General features: G+C 67.0%; 12 protein-coding genes. 3 read left to right on the forward strand and 9 right to left on the reverse strand.

The window, feature by feature from the left end; all coding sequences use genetic code 11:
• The 4 genes from tssM to tssJ form a co-directional block, all read right to left on the reverse strand.
• A complete protein-coding gene (tssM, locus tag BM133_RS27445; protein WP_093441040.1) occupies positions 1 to 3,645 on the reverse strand; it encodes a type VI secretion system membrane subunit TssM in 3,645 nt (1,214 codons plus the stop codon).
• Positions 3,645 to 5,009, reverse strand: a complete 1,365-nt coding sequence (locus BM133_RS27450; RefSeq protein WP_093441042.1) for a DotU family type VI secretion system protein — start codon at positions 5,007 to 5,009, stop codon at positions 3,645 to 3,647. The genes tssM and BM133_RS27450 overlap by 1 nt, the downstream gene beginning before the upstream one ends.
• An 8-nt stretch (positions 5,010 to 5,017) precedes the next feature.
• Positions 5,018 to 6,397 (reverse strand): type VI secretion system baseplate subunit TssK, encoded by a 1,380-nt coding sequence (gene tssK / locus BM133_RS27455; RefSeq protein WP_093441045.1) that lies wholly within the window; start codon positions 6,395 to 6,397, stop codon positions 5,018 to 5,020.
• A gap of 158 nt (positions 6,398 to 6,555) precedes the next feature.
• Positions 6,556 to 7,074 carry a type VI secretion system lipoprotein TssJ gene (gene tssJ / locus BM133_RS27460; RefSeq protein ID WP_093441048.1) on the reverse strand — a complete coding sequence of 173 codons (519 nt, stop codon included), beginning with the start codon at positions 7,072 to 7,074 and terminating at the stop codon, positions 6,556 to 6,558.
• 169 nt (positions 7,075 to 7,243) lie between these two features.
• Between tssJ and BM133_RS27465 the strand changes: the two genes are divergently transcribed.
• The 3 genes from BM133_RS27465 to BM133_RS27475 are packed head-to-tail and all read left to right on the forward strand — an operon-like array spanning position 7,244 to position 10,538.
• Complete coding sequence (locus tag BM133_RS27465) at positions 7,244 to 7,645, forward strand: TssQ family T6SS-associated lipoprotein (protein ID WP_093441050.1); 402 nt, start codon at positions 7,244 to 7,246, stop codon at positions 7,643 to 7,645.
• 45 nt (positions 7,646 to 7,690) lie between these two features.
• Entirely contained in the window at positions 7,691 to 9,727 is a 2,037-nt protein-coding gene (gene tagH, locus BM133_RS27470) for a type VI secretion system-associated FHA domain protein TagH (RefSeq protein ID WP_093441053.1), read from the forward strand.
• Positions 9,720 to 10,538 carry a PP2C family protein-serine/threonine phosphatase gene (locus BM133_RS27475; RefSeq protein ID WP_093441055.1) on the forward strand — a complete coding sequence of 273 codons (819 nt, stop codon included), beginning with the start codon at positions 9,720 to 9,722 and terminating at the stop codon, positions 10,536 to 10,538. The genes tagH and BM133_RS27475 overlap by 8 nt, the downstream gene beginning before the upstream one ends.
• Positions 10,539 to 10,559: 21 nt before the next feature.
• On the opposite strand, the gene BM133_RS27480 is transcribed toward BM133_RS27475, so the two are convergent.
• The 5 genes from BM133_RS27480 to BM133_RS27500 all read right to left on the reverse strand — a co-directional run bounded on the left by BM133_RS27480 (position 10,560) and on the right by BM133_RS27500 (position 15,757).
• Positions 10,560 to 10,946, reverse strand: a complete 387-nt coding sequence (locus BM133_RS27480) for a DUF4150 domain-containing protein (RefSeq protein ID WP_093441058.1) — start codon at positions 10,944 to 10,946, stop codon at positions 10,560 to 10,562.
• Positions 10,947 to 10,998: 52 nt separating this feature from the next.
• Positions 10,999 to 11,661, reverse strand: coding sequence for a DUF3540 domain-containing protein (locus BM133_RS27485; protein ID WP_093441060.1), 663 nt, complete (start codon positions 11,659 to 11,661; stop codon positions 10,999 to 11,001).
• A gap of 65 nt (positions 11,662 to 11,726) precedes the next feature.
• The gene (locus BM133_RS27490; protein WP_093441063.1) at positions 11,727 to 12,776 is read right to left on the reverse strand and encodes a pentapeptide repeat-containing protein; all 1,050 of its coding nucleotides are present in this window, start codon (positions 12,774 to 12,776) and stop codon (positions 11,727 to 11,729) included.
• Entirely contained in the window at positions 12,773 to 15,316 is a 2,544-nt protein-coding gene (locus BM133_RS27495) for a DUF2169 family type VI secretion system accessory protein (RefSeq protein WP_093441064.1), read from the reverse strand. Before BM133_RS27495 ends, BM133_RS27490 begins: the two co-directional genes overlap by 4 nt.
• A gap of 15 nt (positions 15,317 to 15,331) precedes the next feature.
• Positions 15,332 to 15,757 (reverse strand): DUF3592 domain-containing protein, encoded by a 426-nt coding sequence (locus BM133_RS27500; protein ID WP_093441068.1) that lies wholly within the window; start codon positions 15,755 to 15,757, stop codon positions 15,332 to 15,334.
• Positions 15,758 to 15,760: the final 3 nt, after the last annotated feature.

A 15,760-nucleotide genomic window follows, 5' to 3' on the forward strand; every position in this document is an offset into this window, starting at 1 on the left:
CTAGGATTTCCCGGGGCACGAGAACCCGCTCATCTGGTTGAGCCGCAGCGGGTTGTAGACGCTGTTGGCCGTCACCGCGAGCACCACCTTCTTGCCCTGCAGATCGAACGTTGCATTGAACGACTCGGACGATCCGCCCGCCGAGATCGACGCCTTGTCGAAGAGCCGGTGCAGCGCCCACGGCCCTTCGGTCACGATGCCGCCGGCCGGCGTGCCGTTGGCCGTCGTCACCTGCAGCCGCACCTGGTTGCTGTTGCGCGGGCCCGGCCACTTGACGGTGCTCGGCGCCTGCGGGCCGTGTGCGTAGCGCACCGTCTGGCCGTCGACGTCGAGCGTGAACTGGGTGATGGCCGCGTCCATGTCCTCGGGCCGGAGATCGATGGTGAACGAGGGCGTGCGGCTGCCCGCCATGCCGGTGAAGAACACGTCGCGGATCGCCTGCGCCTTCTGGAAAGAATCCAGGTACGCCGAGCGGCCTGCGGCGCTGCCGTCGACGCCGCGCTTGAAGGTCCACGGGTTGACCGAGGTGTCCACCTGCGAGGCGAGGTTCTTCTGGAAGAAGTCGTCCATCATTCCGCCCGGCGCGAACAGCTGCGCGAAGTCGCCGCTCGCCACATCGCGCGGCGATCCGCGCGTGAACGGGTAGCGCCCCGCAATCGCCTGGTTGCAGAACTGGCCGATGGTCGCCGCCGCGTTCTGGCCGATGTTCTGCCGCGTCACCGCCGCAGCCTTCGACGATGCGGTGGCCGACAGGTCGTTCAGCATCCCCTGGAACGGCACCGGCAGCCGGCCCGCCTCGGCCTGCACCTTGGTGACCGCGTCGCTGGACGGCGGGATGTTGCCGCTGCGCAGCGCCGTGTCGGTGGCGGTAAGGAAGGTGTAGAGCTCGTTGATGAGCGCGGCCGTCGCGTCCAGCGGCGTTTGCCCGCCGGCCTTGGGCGCGGTCACCATGCGGCGCAGCGGCTCGAAGTGGTTGTCCACCAGCGACTCGGGGCGGTCGGGTGCGGCATTGCGGCGCTGACTGCCGTCGGGCTGGCCGATGAGTTGCTCGATGCGCTCGCGCGTGCTGGCCACGCGGTTCTGCGCCTGGTCCAGCAGGCTGCGCGCGGCCTCGTCGTGGTTGCGCAGCAGGTCGGTTTCGCGTGCCGCACCGCGGATCAGCCGCGACATCGGCGACTCGCCGGTGGAGAGCACCCGCGTCATCTGGATGCTCTGCAGCAGCGATTTGCTCTCGGCCAGCCGCACGTCGGCCAGGTACTCGTCCCACACGCGGATGTAGTCGGTGAGGTAGAGCCGCCGCACTTCGCGCAGCAAGAGCTCGCGCGAGGTGACGTCGGTGATGCCCGGCGCGCGGATCTGCAGCACCCAGCGGTCTTCCTGCTCGAGCGAGAGCGTGGTTTCGGCCATGCGCTTGTCGAAGATGTCCCAGTAGCCGCGGTAGGTGAAGAGCGTGGGGATGCCGTCGGTCAGCGGCTTGTTGCTGGCGCGCCGGATCACCAGCGCCGACTCGGCCCCCGCCATCTCGGCGATGGTGAAGGCATTGGGCGGGCTGGTCTGCAACAGGATGCGGCGCAGCCGCGCATACGAGCGCTGCGCGAGCGGCACGCCGGCCAGGCGCTCGCGGGTCTGCGTGATGAGCTTGTCGTCCTTGGCGAAGGGCGAGGCCACCACGCGCTCCGCGAACAGCGCCTTCAGGTGCGACTCGAGGTTGGTGCGCTGCTCGCGCGTGAGCGAGGCGCCGATCTTTCGGTCCACGTCGGTGAGCAGCCATGCCTGCAAAAAGTCGGCGTCGTAGCGCTCGGCGTCGTACAGCATGAGGTAGGCCTTCAGTGCCTCGTAGCTGTACTCGGCATCGGTCTTCGCGGCATCGCGCAGCGATTGCTCGATGCGCTGCGCCGCCTGCGGCAGCAGCACGCTCTCCAGCGCGCGCTGGTAGACGCCGTCGGTCGCGGCCTGCAGCTTCTCGCCCTGGTAGAGGCCGAAGCGGTGCGACACGGGCGGATCGCCGATGTCGAACTGGCCCGATTTCGGCAGGTCGCGCAGCCGGTCCAGGATCAGCAGCGAACTGGCGAGATCGCCGCTCGCATCGACCACCGTCGGCAGCTCGCCGCGCGCGGCGGCCTTGTTGAAGGCCTTGGCGTTGTTGTCGACCTCGGCCACGTAGTCCTTGTTGTGGCGCCAGCTGTTCACGCAGGCGCCCAGCAGCACCACCAGCAGCACGCCGACGAGGCTGTAGCCCGCGATGTCGATGGCGCGGCGGCGGCGGTACCAGCGCAGGTTGGTGCCGGCCACGCCCGCGTCGCGGAAGATCACCTGCTGCAGCAGTTCTTTCAGGAAGTAGCTCTTGCCCGGACCCGGCGGCGGCGCGGGCGGCGCGTTGACCTGCAGGTAGCGCTTGATCGCGCCCATCACGCGGTCGAAGGCCGTGCCCTCCTGCGTGCCGCTGGTGAAGTAGACGCCCCGCAGCATCGAGGCGGCCTCGAACTTGGAGGGGTTGAACACGTCGGCCAGGAAGGTGCCCAGGATGTCCTCGAAGCTCGCGAACTGCTGGGGCAGCAGGTAGGCCTGCGCGCGGCGCATCGGGTCGGGCTCGGCGGCCATCAGTTCGGGCAGGCGTTCGTCCAGGCGCTGGTGCAGGAGCTTGTATTCCTGGTGGAAACGCTCGCGCAGGTCGGTGTTCGCGGCCTTCGCGGCGTCCGCCGAATGGGCCTCGATGGGGAAGGTGAAACCCCACACCTGCGCGCGCTCGGCGCGGCCCAGCGAGCCGAAGTACTCGTTGAAGCCGGCCAGCAGGTCGGTCTTGGTGACCAGCACGTAGACCGGAAAGTCGATGCCCAGGTCGTTGCGCAACTCCAGCAGGCGCTTTCTCAGCGCCATCGCATGGCGGGCGCGCTGCGCGTCGTCGGCCAGCGGCAGGTCGGCGATGCTGATCGTGAGGATCGCGCCGTTGATCGGCTGGCGCGGCCTGAATTTCTTGAGCAGGTCCAGAAAGCCCTTCCACTCGCCCTCGTCGGTCTCGCGGTTGCTCTCGTGCGTGGTGTAGCGGCCGGCGGTGTCGATCAGCACCGCCTCGTTGGTGAACCACCAGTCGCAGTTGCGCGTGCCGCCGATGCCGCGCACCGCGGCCTTGCCCAGCTGGTCGGCCAGCGGAAAGTCCAGGTCGGAGTTGACCAGCGCCGTGGTCTTGCCCGAGCCCGGCGCGCCGATGAAGATGTACCAGGGCAGCTGGTACAGGTACTGCCGGTCGAACACCGAGAAGCGGCTCGCGGGCTTGCCGTCGGCGCCCTGCCCGAAGCGCATGTTCTTCAGGATCGCCGTGGCGTCGGTGAAGCCGCTCTGCAGCTCCTTGATTTCGGGCGCGTCTTCGGGCCTGGCCTCTTTTTCCTTCCTGGAAGGCACGCGCAGCTGGTTGAGCAACTGCGCGTTCAAGCGCCTCTCGCGCCACTTGCGATAGACCAGCCGCACGATCCAGATCGCGAACATCAGCGCGATCACCGCGATGCGCACGAACTCGCTCTCCAGCGGCCGGTAGCGGCCCACGGCGATCACGGGGCCGATGACCCAGATCAGGAATGCGACGGCCAGGAGGCCGAGAAAAATCCACAGGTCGCGGCTGATGAAGAAACGGAAGATGGAACGCAGCATCAGCGGGTTCCCCCTTGCTGTGTCCCCGGTGCCGACGGCGCCACGGGCGCGACCAGCAGCGTGACCTCGACGCGGCGGTTGCGCGCGCGGTTGGCCGGCGAGTCGTTGGGCGCGAGCGGATCGGCATCGCCGCGGCCTTCGGCGCGCAGGCGCTCGGGCCGCGTGATGCGCGCGGCCAGCATCTTCTTGACGGCATCGGCCCGCGCCTGCGAGAGCTGCCAGTTGGAAGGAAAGCGGACGCTTCGGATCGGCTGGTCGTCGCTGAAGCCGCTGACCAGCACGTTGCCCTCGACGGAATTGAGCGCATCGGCCACGCGGCTCAACACCGGCGCATAGCGGTCGAGCACGCGGTCCGAGCCCGAGGCGAAGAGCCCGTCGCCGCGCAGCACGACCACGCTGCGGTCGGCCTCGTCGCGCACCGTCAGCAAGCCGTCGCGGATCTCGGGTTCGAGAAAGCGCTGCAGCCGCGGCTGCGGCGCGGGCATGACCACCGCACGCGCCGTCTGCGGCAGGCGCACCGCGTTGACGGCCGCGAACGCGCCATCGGAACTGCCCGCCAGGTTGAAGGTGAGCACCGCGAAGGTCAGCACCAGCAGCACCGCAGCCACCGCGCCCACGGCCCACACCGGCAGCCAGTTGCGCTGGCGGCGCACCGGCGCGGTCGCGTCCTGCCAGTGCGGCGAGAGCGGCTGCGCGATTTCGCCGCGCGCCTGGCGAATGATCTGCAGCAGCCGCTGCTTCAGGGTCTCCAGCTGCGTGCGGCCGTTGTCGATGACGCGAAAGCGCCCCTCGAAACCCATGGCCAGGCAGAAGTAGATGAGCTCGATCAGGTGCAGGTGCTGCTGCGGGTTCTGCACCAGGCGCGAGAGCAGCTGGAAGAACTTCTCGCCGCCCCAGGTCTCGTTGTGGAACATCACCAGGAGGCTCTGCGACGACCAGATGCTGCCGCCCCACGGCGTGAGCGCGGCGGCCTCGTCGACGGCGGTGCACAGGCAATAGCGCGCGCCGATGATCACCTCGGGCGAGATGCCGCTTTGCTGCGCGCGCGTTTCGAAGCGGCGCACTTCATCGACCAGGTGCTCGCGCAATTGCGCGGGCGCGTCGTGATGGCCGGTGGCGCGGATCTGCGGGATGAGGTCGAGCAGCGGATTGGCCGCCGCCACCAGCGGGTTGTTGCCCGCGAGCGCGGTGTCGCCCGCGTGCGGACGCCGCGCGTCGTGCCATGCAGTGAAGGATTCGGGCTGCTGGCCGAGGCCGCGCAGCGTGGACGGATCACCGTTGCCGTTGCCGTTGCCGTTGCCGCCGCCGGGATTCGGCGGCACGAAGCCTCCGGCACCGACGGCCATGTCGTTGACACCGTTCATAGGCTCCCTCACGGACGGATGGCCCAGAACTCCATGGCCAGACCCGGAAAGTCACCGGCCAGGTGCATCGCGACGCCACCCGATTTTTCGAGCTGGCGCCACATGTCGCCGCTCTTGTCGAGCTCGAAGTAGTGGTAGCCCGCGTTGTACGGAATCTGCCGCGGCGCCACCGGCAGCGGCCGCACCGTGACGCCCGGCAGCTGCAGCTGCACGAGGTCGCGGATGCGCTCGACCGAACCGATCTTGACCTGCGTGGGAAAGCGCTGCTGGATCGCATCGGCCGGCAGATCTGCATGCACTGCGAGCACGAAGCCCGCGTTGCGCACCAGCACCGGGTCGGGCATGCGGCCCACGCGCACGCCGTGGCTGCGCTCCTCCAGTTCGATGGCGATCGCGCTCTGCTCCAGCACGGCCGAGAGCGAACGCCTGAGCTCTTCCATCAGCGGACGGATGCTCTCGTTCAGGTTGTCGTGGTCGTACACCGGCCACAGCACCGGGCGCCGCGTGGGCGAGGTGTGCGTGGCCAGATGGCAAGCCAGCTTGAGCCAGTCGGTGAACAACTGCTCGGGGTGCACCTGCACCGCCTGCTGGGCATGCCAGGTCGTCGCGAGGTAGCGGTTCACCAGTTCGAGCAGGAGGAAGTCGGACACTTCGCTCACGCCGCCGCGTCCCGGCTGCGAGAGCCGCGAGGCCAGTGCCTCGGAGCGCTGCGTGAGCAGGCCGTGCAGCTCCGCGATCATGCTGCGCAGCATCGCGTGGGCCGATGCATCGAGCACCGGCGGAATGTAGTTGGCATCGACCACCAGCTTGTGGTCGGTGCGCCGCTCGATCACGCGCACCGCGCCGATGGCCTGCCACTCCGCGGTGAGCGACGAGGCGCGCGCCAGACGAAGGCGCGGCGCCGCGAGCTGCAGCACCGCGGGGCCGAGCGCGACCGCATTGCCGTCGGCCACCTCGCGCTCGATGACGCCGAAGCGCGCGGCCGAGCCTTCGTCTTCGGCAAAGATGACCTCCTCGCTGCCGGGCCTTCGCAACGGCAGCGCGAGCACGATGAGTTCGTCGGTCAGGTCGTTGGGCACTTCGTAGGGCGGCGGTGCGTCTTCGATGCCGAAGGAGAACGGCGTGCCGTCGGGCAACACGCCCGCGCCACCGCGCAGCGACAGGCGCCCGAGCGCATAGGCATCGCGGTCGATGTCCAGGTGCAGCCATCCCCAGTACGCGCCCTGCAGGCCCGCGGCGCGGCGCGTGACGTACTGCTCCACGTAGCGCTCCAGTTGCTGGAAATGCTGGGGCCGCAGGTACATGCCCTCGGACCACACCACGCGATGGCCCAATGCCTGCGGATGGGCGCCCAATCTTGCGGAGCCCGAGTTGCGAACTGTCACCAAAGAACCTCCTGGGGAGTGCTCACACGGAAGCGGGAGATGCGCTGATGAACGGCCTCCCGATCGATCGGTCTGCTCTGATGCTACACGCCGCTTGTTGCGTTTTGCACCGCATTTCGCGCACTGTTTTTTCGCACTTTCGCACTACCTTTGGAGTGCGATTAACGACTTGGTAGTAACTCGATGCCCGTCTTGCGGATGGCGATGCGCACGGCCTGTTCGCTCGGCGAAAACTGCCACACCTTGTACAGGTTGGTTTGCTTGGGCTCCTTCAGCGGCAGCACGATGCGCCAGCGCGCGGCCTCCAGCTTGCGATAGCCCGCAATGATGCCGATGGAGCGCGAGTCCAGCCCCGCCTCTCGCTTGAAGACGCGCTCTTCGCCGCTTCGCATGATGGCCTGGTCGGCATTCACGAGTTCGGTGGACAGCGTCTCGCGGTCGCGGTCCTGAAGCGCGAAGTAGTCTGCCGTCTCGAAGTTACCGGAAGATTTCAGTTCGAAGACCTTCACCAGGATCGGCGCCGCGTGGCCGCGTCCATCGGGGTTCACGCCATCGTCGATACGAACGGTGACCGCATAAGGTGTGGGCAAGGATTTCGCGGTCGATGCGCATCCGCTAATGAGGCCCGCAAACAACGGTGTGGTTGCAAGTGCGCCTTCAAGCAAGGTTCGTCGCTGCATGGGTTCTCCCTCGGAGGTTCGCGGCCTATATTATCGAAGTCGTGCATCTGTGCGACACGCATCGGGTGCGTCATGTCGCAACTCATGCAAGCGATGCAAGTGCCGCAATGCGCTGGCACACCGTCTCGATCATTGCCGTCCAATGCCTTTTGCAAGGTAGGAGAGAAGATTGAAGTCATGTCTGCCTGCTCTGGCGTTCACGTTCTTTTTGGTCACCGGTTGCCAGACCACGCCCGAGCCGCCGCCGCAACCCGAGCGCCTGAGCCAGAAGGTGGCGCGCGACACGCTCGAGCGTGCGCAGCAGGCCTATGACGAAGGCGACTACGCCAAGGCCATCACCACGCTCAAGAGCGGCGGCGTCTCGGTGTTCGAAGGCGCCGAGCCCGCCACGCGCCAGAGCGCGATGAAGCTGGAGGCCTTCAGCTATTGCGTGAGCAACCAGATCCCGGAATGCCGCGCGCAATTCCGCAGGATCCTCGATGTATTTCCGAGCTTCGAACTCAACGTCGCCGAGCGCAAGCACCCGGTATGGGGCCCCGCCTTCGAGGCCGCCAGGCGACTGAGGCGCTGACCCTCGCGGTCACAGACCGATGCTCGACATGAACAGGAAGACGCCATGCGCTGGACCGTGATCGAACATGCCGGCAGGCCGGTGACAACGGGCCCTTCGGCGCTGCTCGCAGCGCCGGGCGGCACCATCGGACGCAGCCCCGACAACCACCTCGTGCTGCCCGACGAGCAGCGGCAGATCTCGCGCCTGCAGGCCACCGTGCGCTTCGACGAAGAGGGCGCCGCGGTGCTGCGCAACATGAGCGCGGTGCTGCCCATCAGCGTGAACGGTCGCACGCTGCGGCATGAAGAAGAGTCGCGCGTTGCGGATGGGGACCGCGTGGCCATCGGGAGCTACGTGCTGGAGGCTGCGAGTGCGCAGCGCGCGGCGCGCGTTGCAGCGATGCCGCCATCACCTCCGCCACCGCCACTGCCACCGATCGATGTGCCGGCAACGCTGCATCCGCCTGCGGTGCAATCGATGCAGGCGAGTGCGATGGATGCGCTGCTGCCGGAGGCACCGGTGTCCGATGTGTTCTCGGACCTGTTCGGCGCGGGCGCACTGCCCATCGGCGATGCGCCGCCGACGACCGTGGCGATGCCTGCACCTGCGCCTGCACCTGCACCTGCACCCCTACCTGCACCGACGCCCGCGCCTGCGCCTGCGCCGGTCTTTGCACCGCCGCCCAAGGCACAGTTCGCCGCGCCTGCGGTCACGACTGCACCACCGCCACCGCCACCGCCACCATCGCCGTTCGCGAAGACGGCTGCGCCGACCGCATCGCAGATCCCTTCCGCAGCCGACTGGGACGCCATCCTGGCGAACGCGCCGCGCCGCGTCGACAGCACGCCGGCGCCGATGCCCGACCCCTTGGCGCACGAGCCTTTCGAGCTGCCGTCGCAGGCACGAAGAAACCCCGTCGATCCGCTCGCCGAACTGAACCCGGATGCGGCGAACGGCATGTCCGACATCGCGCTCAAGCGCGGCATGGACCCGCTCTCGTTCTTCGCGGCCGACAGCAACGCGCCCTCGCCCCTGTCCGATCCGCGCCCCACCGCGCTGACCCACGAAGACCCGCTCAGCGACAGGCACCCGGCCCTCGACCTGCTGGCCCCTGCGCCCGCCGCGCAGGGGTACAACCACGCGAACCACGCACGCGAAGTGGGGGCGCAATTCAGGCCGCCGAATCCGGTGCCGTTCGATGCGCCCGGGGCGAAACCGGTGAAGGTCGAGGCGAGTCCGCCACCTGAACCGCCACCGCCGCCACCACCGCCACCTCCTCCTGCGCCTGAAGCAACATCGGCACCCGCAACGGTTGAACCGGAAGCGCCCGCTGCCGCGCTGCCGATAGCGGCCGCACCCGCGGAGGCCGCTCCGCCCGCCGAGATCGCATCGCCCGAGCCCGTCGAGCCCGAACCCGAACAGGCCCCCACACCCATTGCTCCTGCCGCAGTGGCTGCGGCGCTCCCGCCCACATCGGCGGCGTCATCGCCCGCTTCGTCCGACGAACTCTTCAAGGCATTTCTCGAAGGCGCCGGCGTGCCCGACGTCGCCGGCCAGCAGCCGCTCGATGCAGAGGCCATGCGCCACCTCGGGCGGCTGATGCGCGCGTTCACCGACGGCACCATCGAGCTCTTGTCGTCGCGCGCGATGCTCAAGCGCGAGGTGCGCGCCGAGATCACGATGATCGTGGACGAAGAGAACAACCCGTTCAAGATCCTTCCCAACGGCCGTGCCGTGCTGATGCAGATGTTCGGCGCGCGCATGCCCGGGTTCTTGACGCCCGAGGCCGCCGTGCACGACGCGCTCGGCGACCTGCAATCGCACCAGCTGGGCATGGTGGCCGGCATGCGCGCGGCGCTCCTTACCGTGCTGCAGCGCTTCGACCCCGCGACGCTGAACCGCACCACGCCGCACGACAGCAGCTTCGCCGAGAAGATGCTGCCCGGCGGACGCGAGGCGCGCCTGTGGCGCCAGCTGCGGCAGCTGCATGCGGAAACGACCGCGGCCGTCGAGGACGATTTCCAGGCCGTCTTCGGCCGCGCGTTCCAGCAGGCCTACGACAGGGAGATGGAACGCTTGAAGGAGGCGCGCCGTGCTTGAAGTCACTCGCGCCGCTTTCGCGGTGCCCATCTCCACCTCGCAGTTCTCCTGCGTGGGCGAGCGCTCCGGCAACCAGGACGCCATCGGCTACCACCTCGATGAGCACAACGCCTGCTTCGTGGTGAGCGACGGCGTCGGCGGCAACGCCGGCGGCGAGCTCGCCGCGCGCATCGCGGTGGACACCGCGCTCAACACCTTCGTGGACCACCCCTCGGTCGCGGCCGACGACATCCGCCATGCAGTGAAGGAAGCCAACGACGCCATCCTCGCGAGACAGCGCGAACTGGCCGACCAGAGCCGCATGAGCGCGACCATCGTCTCGCTGTTCGTGGACCGCGCGAGCGGCCACGCCTCTTGGGCCCACGTGGGCGACAGCCGCCTCTACTGGTTCCGCCGCGGCGCGCTGATGCAGCGCACCGAGGACCACAGCCTGTCGGAGCGCTCGGGCGAGGCCGCCACGGGCAACGGCGCCAATGGGGGCGAGCGCCTGGTCAAGACCAACCTCCTGTACCGCGCGCTCGGTGCGCGTGCGACGGCAGAGACCACGGTGTCGGCACCGCAGCAGCTGGCCGATGGCGATGCGTTCCTGCTGTGCACCGACGGGCTCTGGCAACTGATTTCGCAGCAGGTGATGGAGCGATCGCTGCAGCTGGCGGACAGCGCGGAAGAATGGCTCGCGCTGCTGCGCCGCGCGGCCGAGGCGAAGGCGGACAAATCGCAGGACAACTACTCGGCGCTGGCGGTGTGGGTGGGGTTTCCGCAGCAGGTGACGTTGGCGGGGACGGCGGTGCCGCCGCGGGTCACCGCATAGCTGCTGCCGGGCTCGGCTTCGTCAGAAGCCGAAATAGAACATCTTGAAGTGCATGCCGGGAATGCACTCGAACCCCAGGATGTTCATGCGGTTCTGCGTCGTCAGACTACCCAGGCGCGTTGCGGGCGTGCCCTTCAGCAAGAGGGTGAACATGCCGGTGATGTGGCGCATCACCTGCATGAAGACCTGCGAAATCATTCCGCCCAGCGTGCCTGGCTGGTCACCCAGAGTGATCGGCGTCAGGGTGGCCATGTTGTGCATCGGCGCCCCCATCAAGAACATGTTCCAGCAAACGGGAATGGACATCGGGCGGATCGCCAGATTCAGGAATGGAAACGGGAACGGCATGCGGCAGACGTCGGGAAAGCCGACGGACCCTCCCGCCCATTGGTGAGTTCCTAGACACATGAGAATTGGCTCCTTGAGGTTGTGAGTGAAAAGGCGTCCGGGGCAGCGCCGGTCAGCCCATGTGGATCTGCGCGGCGTCGACCTTCATCAGTTCCTTGCCCGTCATGATCACGTGCTTGCCGTGCATCGACATCGACTCCTGGGCGCGGATGTCCAGATGCCCCGCACGGATCTGGTCGGTCTCGTCGACCAGGCGCAATGCGCTGCGCGCCATCTGCACCATGCGCTCCGCCACGGTTTCGAACACCTTGCCCACGAGGCGCAGACGGCCCACCGTGCCATCGACCGACTGGCCGGTGTAGCGCATGTCCGCGACGTGGCATTGCGCCTGGTCGGCTTTGAGCGCCCATTGCGCGCCCTGCATGTCCAGCGTGCCGCCGCTTCGCAGGGAGAGGTCGGCGGTGCTTTCGATGGACACCGTGCCCGCGTTCGCGGCGAGGCTGAGGCTGCCGGGCACGTCGATGCGGCTCATGGAAGTGTCGGCCTGCTCGATCACCGCGATCAGGTAGACGCGCAGGCGGTCCGGGCCGGAAAGCAGCACCGTGTCGCCGGGCTCCGGTTTGAGCAGGCAGCTCGCCGCGCGGCGGCACGACCAGAGAGTGCCATCTTCGCCTTCGACACCGAGCTGCCCGTCGGGCAGCGTCGAGACCAGCCTCCCCACGAGCTGGACCGGCACCGACTCGGTGGGCAATGGACGCAACGAAACGACGTTCATGGTGGATCCCTTTCGCTTTGAATGATCTGGACAAATGGATGGATGAATCGGTAGACGGCCTGCCGTCAAAGGATGCCGGAGCGGGCCTGGGCTTTGAACAGGTCCGGGTCGTTCTCGATGATGCCGCCGCGCCCCGAAAACAGAGCGCCCTTCTGGTTGGCGCGATGAAAACGGGTGCGCAGGAAGTGCGCCTTGCGCAGGTCGGCACCGACGAGCTCGGCGTAGGAGAAGTCGACGTCCTGCAGCTCGGCATTGCGAAAGATCGTTCCAGTGCAGCGCGCACGCTGGAAAACGCTCTCGGGCATGCGGGCATCGCTGAAATCAGCGCCTTCCAGTTTGGCATCCACCCAGATGGAGCGATCGAAGCGCCCGCCGCGAAAACTCACGCCTGTGAGGTCGGCCTCGGGGAACAACGCGTTGGGTGCATCGGCGGCCGCAAAGCTGGCGCCGCGCAACGAAGCGCCCTTGAAGATGCATTGGGTCAGAGTGGCGTTCTGGAAATCGACGTTCTCCATCTTGCTGTCGGTGAACACGCAACGCTGGAACTGCTGCCCGCCGAAGTGCTGGCCGTTCAACCCGCACTCGACGAACATGACCGTGTCGAAGCGCGCGCCAGCGAAGACAGCCGTGGTCAGCTCGAGACGATGAAAAATCACAGCGTTCAGCAAGGCGCCCGAAAAATCGATGCGTTCGAGCGAGGATTCCGCGAAGGTGACGTGCTTGAACTTCTGCGACTGCAGCCGGCTTTCCTGCAGTTCGCACCGAAAGAAAATCGTGCGCTCCAGTTCCGCGTTCACAAAGCTCGCCTGCGGCAACGCCGATTCGGTGAAGGATGCGCTCTCAAGCATGGCGTCGTCGAAGCGCGTCCTCTGCAACTGGCAGCGGACGAACTTGGCGTTCTTGAGCATGCCGCGCGACCAATCGCTGTCATCCATCCGGCAGTGCACAAGCATGCTGCCCTCGACATTCGCGCCGGCGAACTTCGCGCCGCTGAAGTCGATGCCTTCGAGCATCGCACCCGACAGATCGAGCCCGCTCATGTCCCAGCCTCTGCAATCCACGCCGTTGATGGGAACGCCGTGCCGGATGTTGTCGAGCAGTTCGTCATGGGTCATGCTGCCGGGGCCTCGGGTCGCCGCGCCGGCCAGACCTTGGCATTTTGCGTATAGGCGCCCTGCATGCGCGTCAGGGCGTCGATCTGGGCCTGGGAAACGTCGGCCCTGTACAGGTTGGCGCCGCCCAGATCCGCAGAGCGGAGGTCGGACTTGGACAGATTCGCGTCGATCAGGTTGGCGTCGCGGAACGAGGCGCCCGTGAAATTGGTGCGAATAAAAAGACTGTCGCCTGCCGCAATGCGCTCCAGCTTCGCATGGCTCATGTCGCACTCGGAGAAGTCGCTGTTGTCGAGCCGGGCACCGCTCAGGTCGGCATGCGCAAGCGGTGTGGTCCGCAAGCCGCATTGCTTCACGAGAGCGTTCCTGAACAGCGCGTTCGCCAGCGAGCTGCCGTGCGCAAAGCTGCTGCCCTCCAGGGCCGCTCCCGAAAAATCGACAGCGTCGCTGCAGTCGGTCGTGACGAAGCCGCAGCGCAGCAGCCTGGCTGCGGCGAAGGAAACGCGTCGCAGGCGGCACTCGATCCAGGTCATCTGGTCGAAGTCGGCTTCGTCGAAGACCAGGTCTTCCAACGTCATCCTGATCAACGTCACCTGCCGCCAGCGCGACTTTCCAAGATCGCACTTCTTCAGCAACGTTTCGTTGAATTGCGTCTGGTCGAAGCTGGCACCCGCCATGTTGCAGGACTCGAACTGCGTTCTGTGGCAGTTCGTCTCGTGCAGGCTGGCGCCGGTCAGGATGGCATGGTCGCACCGCGCGCCACCCAGGTTGGCCTGCCGCAGCGTGGCGCGCGCCAGGGAGGTTCGCGTCAATTGGGCTCGCGCCAGAATGGCCTGCGAAAAATCGCAATCGTCCAGGTTGGCGCCGCTGAGGTTCGCGTCCTCGAGGATGGCGCCGGAAAAATTGGCGCCCTGAAGATCCATCTCCGACAGATCGACGCCCGTGAGGTTCAGACCTGAAAAATTTCGCCGACCCGCATCCACCGCTGCCAGGCGCCGGCGCCACTTCGCTGAGCGAAACGACGGCATGGCCGACGCGGGGGCCGAGAAATGCGCCGAATGAAGCTGGCTTTGATGTACCAGCGCCGCCATGCGCCGCGTGCCTTCGTCGACGACAGGCGCTTCGGTTTCGCCAGGCAGCGGATCGTCCGCGGCATCTTCCGCAGCCTCGGGGGCGCCCGCATCGAAGCGCGTGACGTCCGTGGATGCATCCCACCCAGGGGGAAGTCCCATCTCCTCCTTGGTTTTCTGGGCCTGTGCTTCCATCCGCTCGAGGAATTCCGGCAGATCGTCCATGGCCGGCAGCTTCTCCTCGGGCGGCGGTGGCGACAGATACCTGTCAGGGTCCTCGCCTTGCGCCAGCAACTCTGCGCGGCGCGCCTCATAGTCGCGCTGTTGCCCAGCGCGCATGTTGCGGGCCATCGGGTCGGCCAGCACGTCGGGCATCAATGCGCTGTCCCATTCGCCCATCACTTCCCTGGGCACGAGGTCGCTGTCGCGCATGGCGTGGATGGCGCCTCGCTCGGAATCCAGGCGCCGCCGCATGACCTCTTCATAGTGACTCAGCGGCCGGGGTGCATCGGGCAACTCGAGCGCTGCCATGATGATCTGGACATCGGCCGCATCGTCTTCGACGATCGGAAACACGCCGTGCCAGATCAGCGCCACGCGGTCGCGGTGCGGAAAGAACCAGGCGGTGGTCAGGCGCAATTGGGTCTCGCGCAGTTCGGCTCCATCCTTGCGTGGGCTCACGAAGCAGCGCGGCCGCCAGTCCGGCAAGTTGCCGCGCAGAACCGGGATGTCGGGATGCATGTTCCAGATCTCGTAGGACGCACCGGCAGGCAACTCCTGATGCCCCTCCCAGCGCTGGTCGGGCGGGGCGGCATTGAAGTAGCGCCAATCGATGTCGCGCGCGAAACCCGGAAAGTCGTTCTCCAGCCATTCCTGGTCGTACTTGGTTCCCATCAGCGACATGCGCTGCGGCCACTCCGGTGGAATGGCGCCTAATCCCGCCGGCGCGGCGGCCTGGCGCGGCGACGACACTTGCGAACCAAGCGCTTCGACGTGCGGCAACCGGCGCGTGCGCACACCGTTGACGGTCTCGTCCACCGTGCCCATGCCCAGCGGGTTTTCGGGCACCCCGGGTCCGCCGTAGGCGTGGCGCCAGTCCACCGGCATTTTCTCGAAAGGCTGCGCGGGCGTAGGCCGATTGTTCAGCCAGAACCTGTCGCCGAAGACCGTGAGCTTCTTGTCGATCTCGCCCACGCGCACACGCACCGCGCAGGCCGTCTTTTCGGCCTGGTGACTGGTGTAGCCGTAGCCGCTCACCAGGAACTCCGGCGTCCGCTTGGGCGTGCCCAGATCGAGCACAGCGCCGGGGCCCATCTCGTCGGCCGCCGTCTTCCACAGCGCCTGCTCCGGCATGAGGCGCGGCTCGTCTCCCAGGCTGCAGAACGCCATCACGGCCACGCCGAGGTGGTCGCGGCGCTGCCAGCGATAAGGGCGGGTCAGTGTGCTGAGGCGAAACGGCTTGACTGTCTTCACAAGGCTTTTGATCGGCTAGTTGATTGCTTCAACGAGGATTCCATCATCGGGATTGGCGGCGTTGTATCGGACAACCACCGATCTTCCTTTCTCATAAGTCGACAGGCTGGCGAGCGACACCAGCGCGTTCGTCTTGATCCGGCGGGGAACACCATCCTCGCTCGCGAAGGACACCACCAGGGAAACGATGGCCCGGCCATTGACGATGCCCCGACCCAGCTGGATGCTCTCGACCGATCCCATGGCGCTGGCATTCATCCGCTTCTTTTTCAGCCTGCCACTGAAAATTCCGATGATCTCGCCGCCTCCGCAAAGCAGAAGAGCGCCGACCGACCCGGCCAGCACGGAGAGCCATGAGTAATCGATGCCGCCGGTCGACTTGACGAACGTGAAGGACACGGCAAGCAGAACGAGGAGCAGGCCAATTCCGGAAAAAATCACGGC

The organism is Variovorax sp. 770b2, assembly GCF_900115685.1.
Classification (GTDB): domain Bacteria; phylum Pseudomonadota; class Gammaproteobacteria; order Burkholderiales; family Burkholderiaceae_C; genus Variovorax.

Coding starts and splice junctions, on each gene's coding strand:
- tssM (WP_093441040.1), bottom strand. CDS start 3,645: ATGCTGCGTTCCATCTTCCGTTTCTTCATCAGCCGCGACCTGTGGATT.
- BM133_RS27450 (WP_093441042.1), bottom strand. CDS start 5,009: ATGAACGGTGTCAACGACATGGCCGTCGGTGCCGGAGGCTTCGTGCCG.
- tssJ (WP_093441048.1), bottom strand. CDS start 7,074: ATGCAGCGACGAACCTTGCTTGAAGGCGCACTTGCAACCACACCGTTG.
- tagH (WP_093441053.1), top strand. CDS start 7,691: ATGCGCTGGACCGTGATCGAACATGCCGGCAGGCCGGTGACAACGGGC.
- BM133_RS27480 (WP_093441058.1), bottom strand. CDS start 10,946: ATGTGTCTAGGAACTCACCAATGGGCGGGAGGGTCCGTCGGCTTTCCC.
- BM133_RS27485 (WP_093441060.1), bottom strand. CDS start 11,661: ATGAACGTCGTTTCGTTGCGTCCATTGCCCACCGAGTCGGTGCCGGTC.
- BM133_RS27490 (WP_093441063.1), bottom strand. CDS start 12,776: ATGACCCATGACGAACTGCTCGACAACATCCGGCACGGCGTTCCCATC.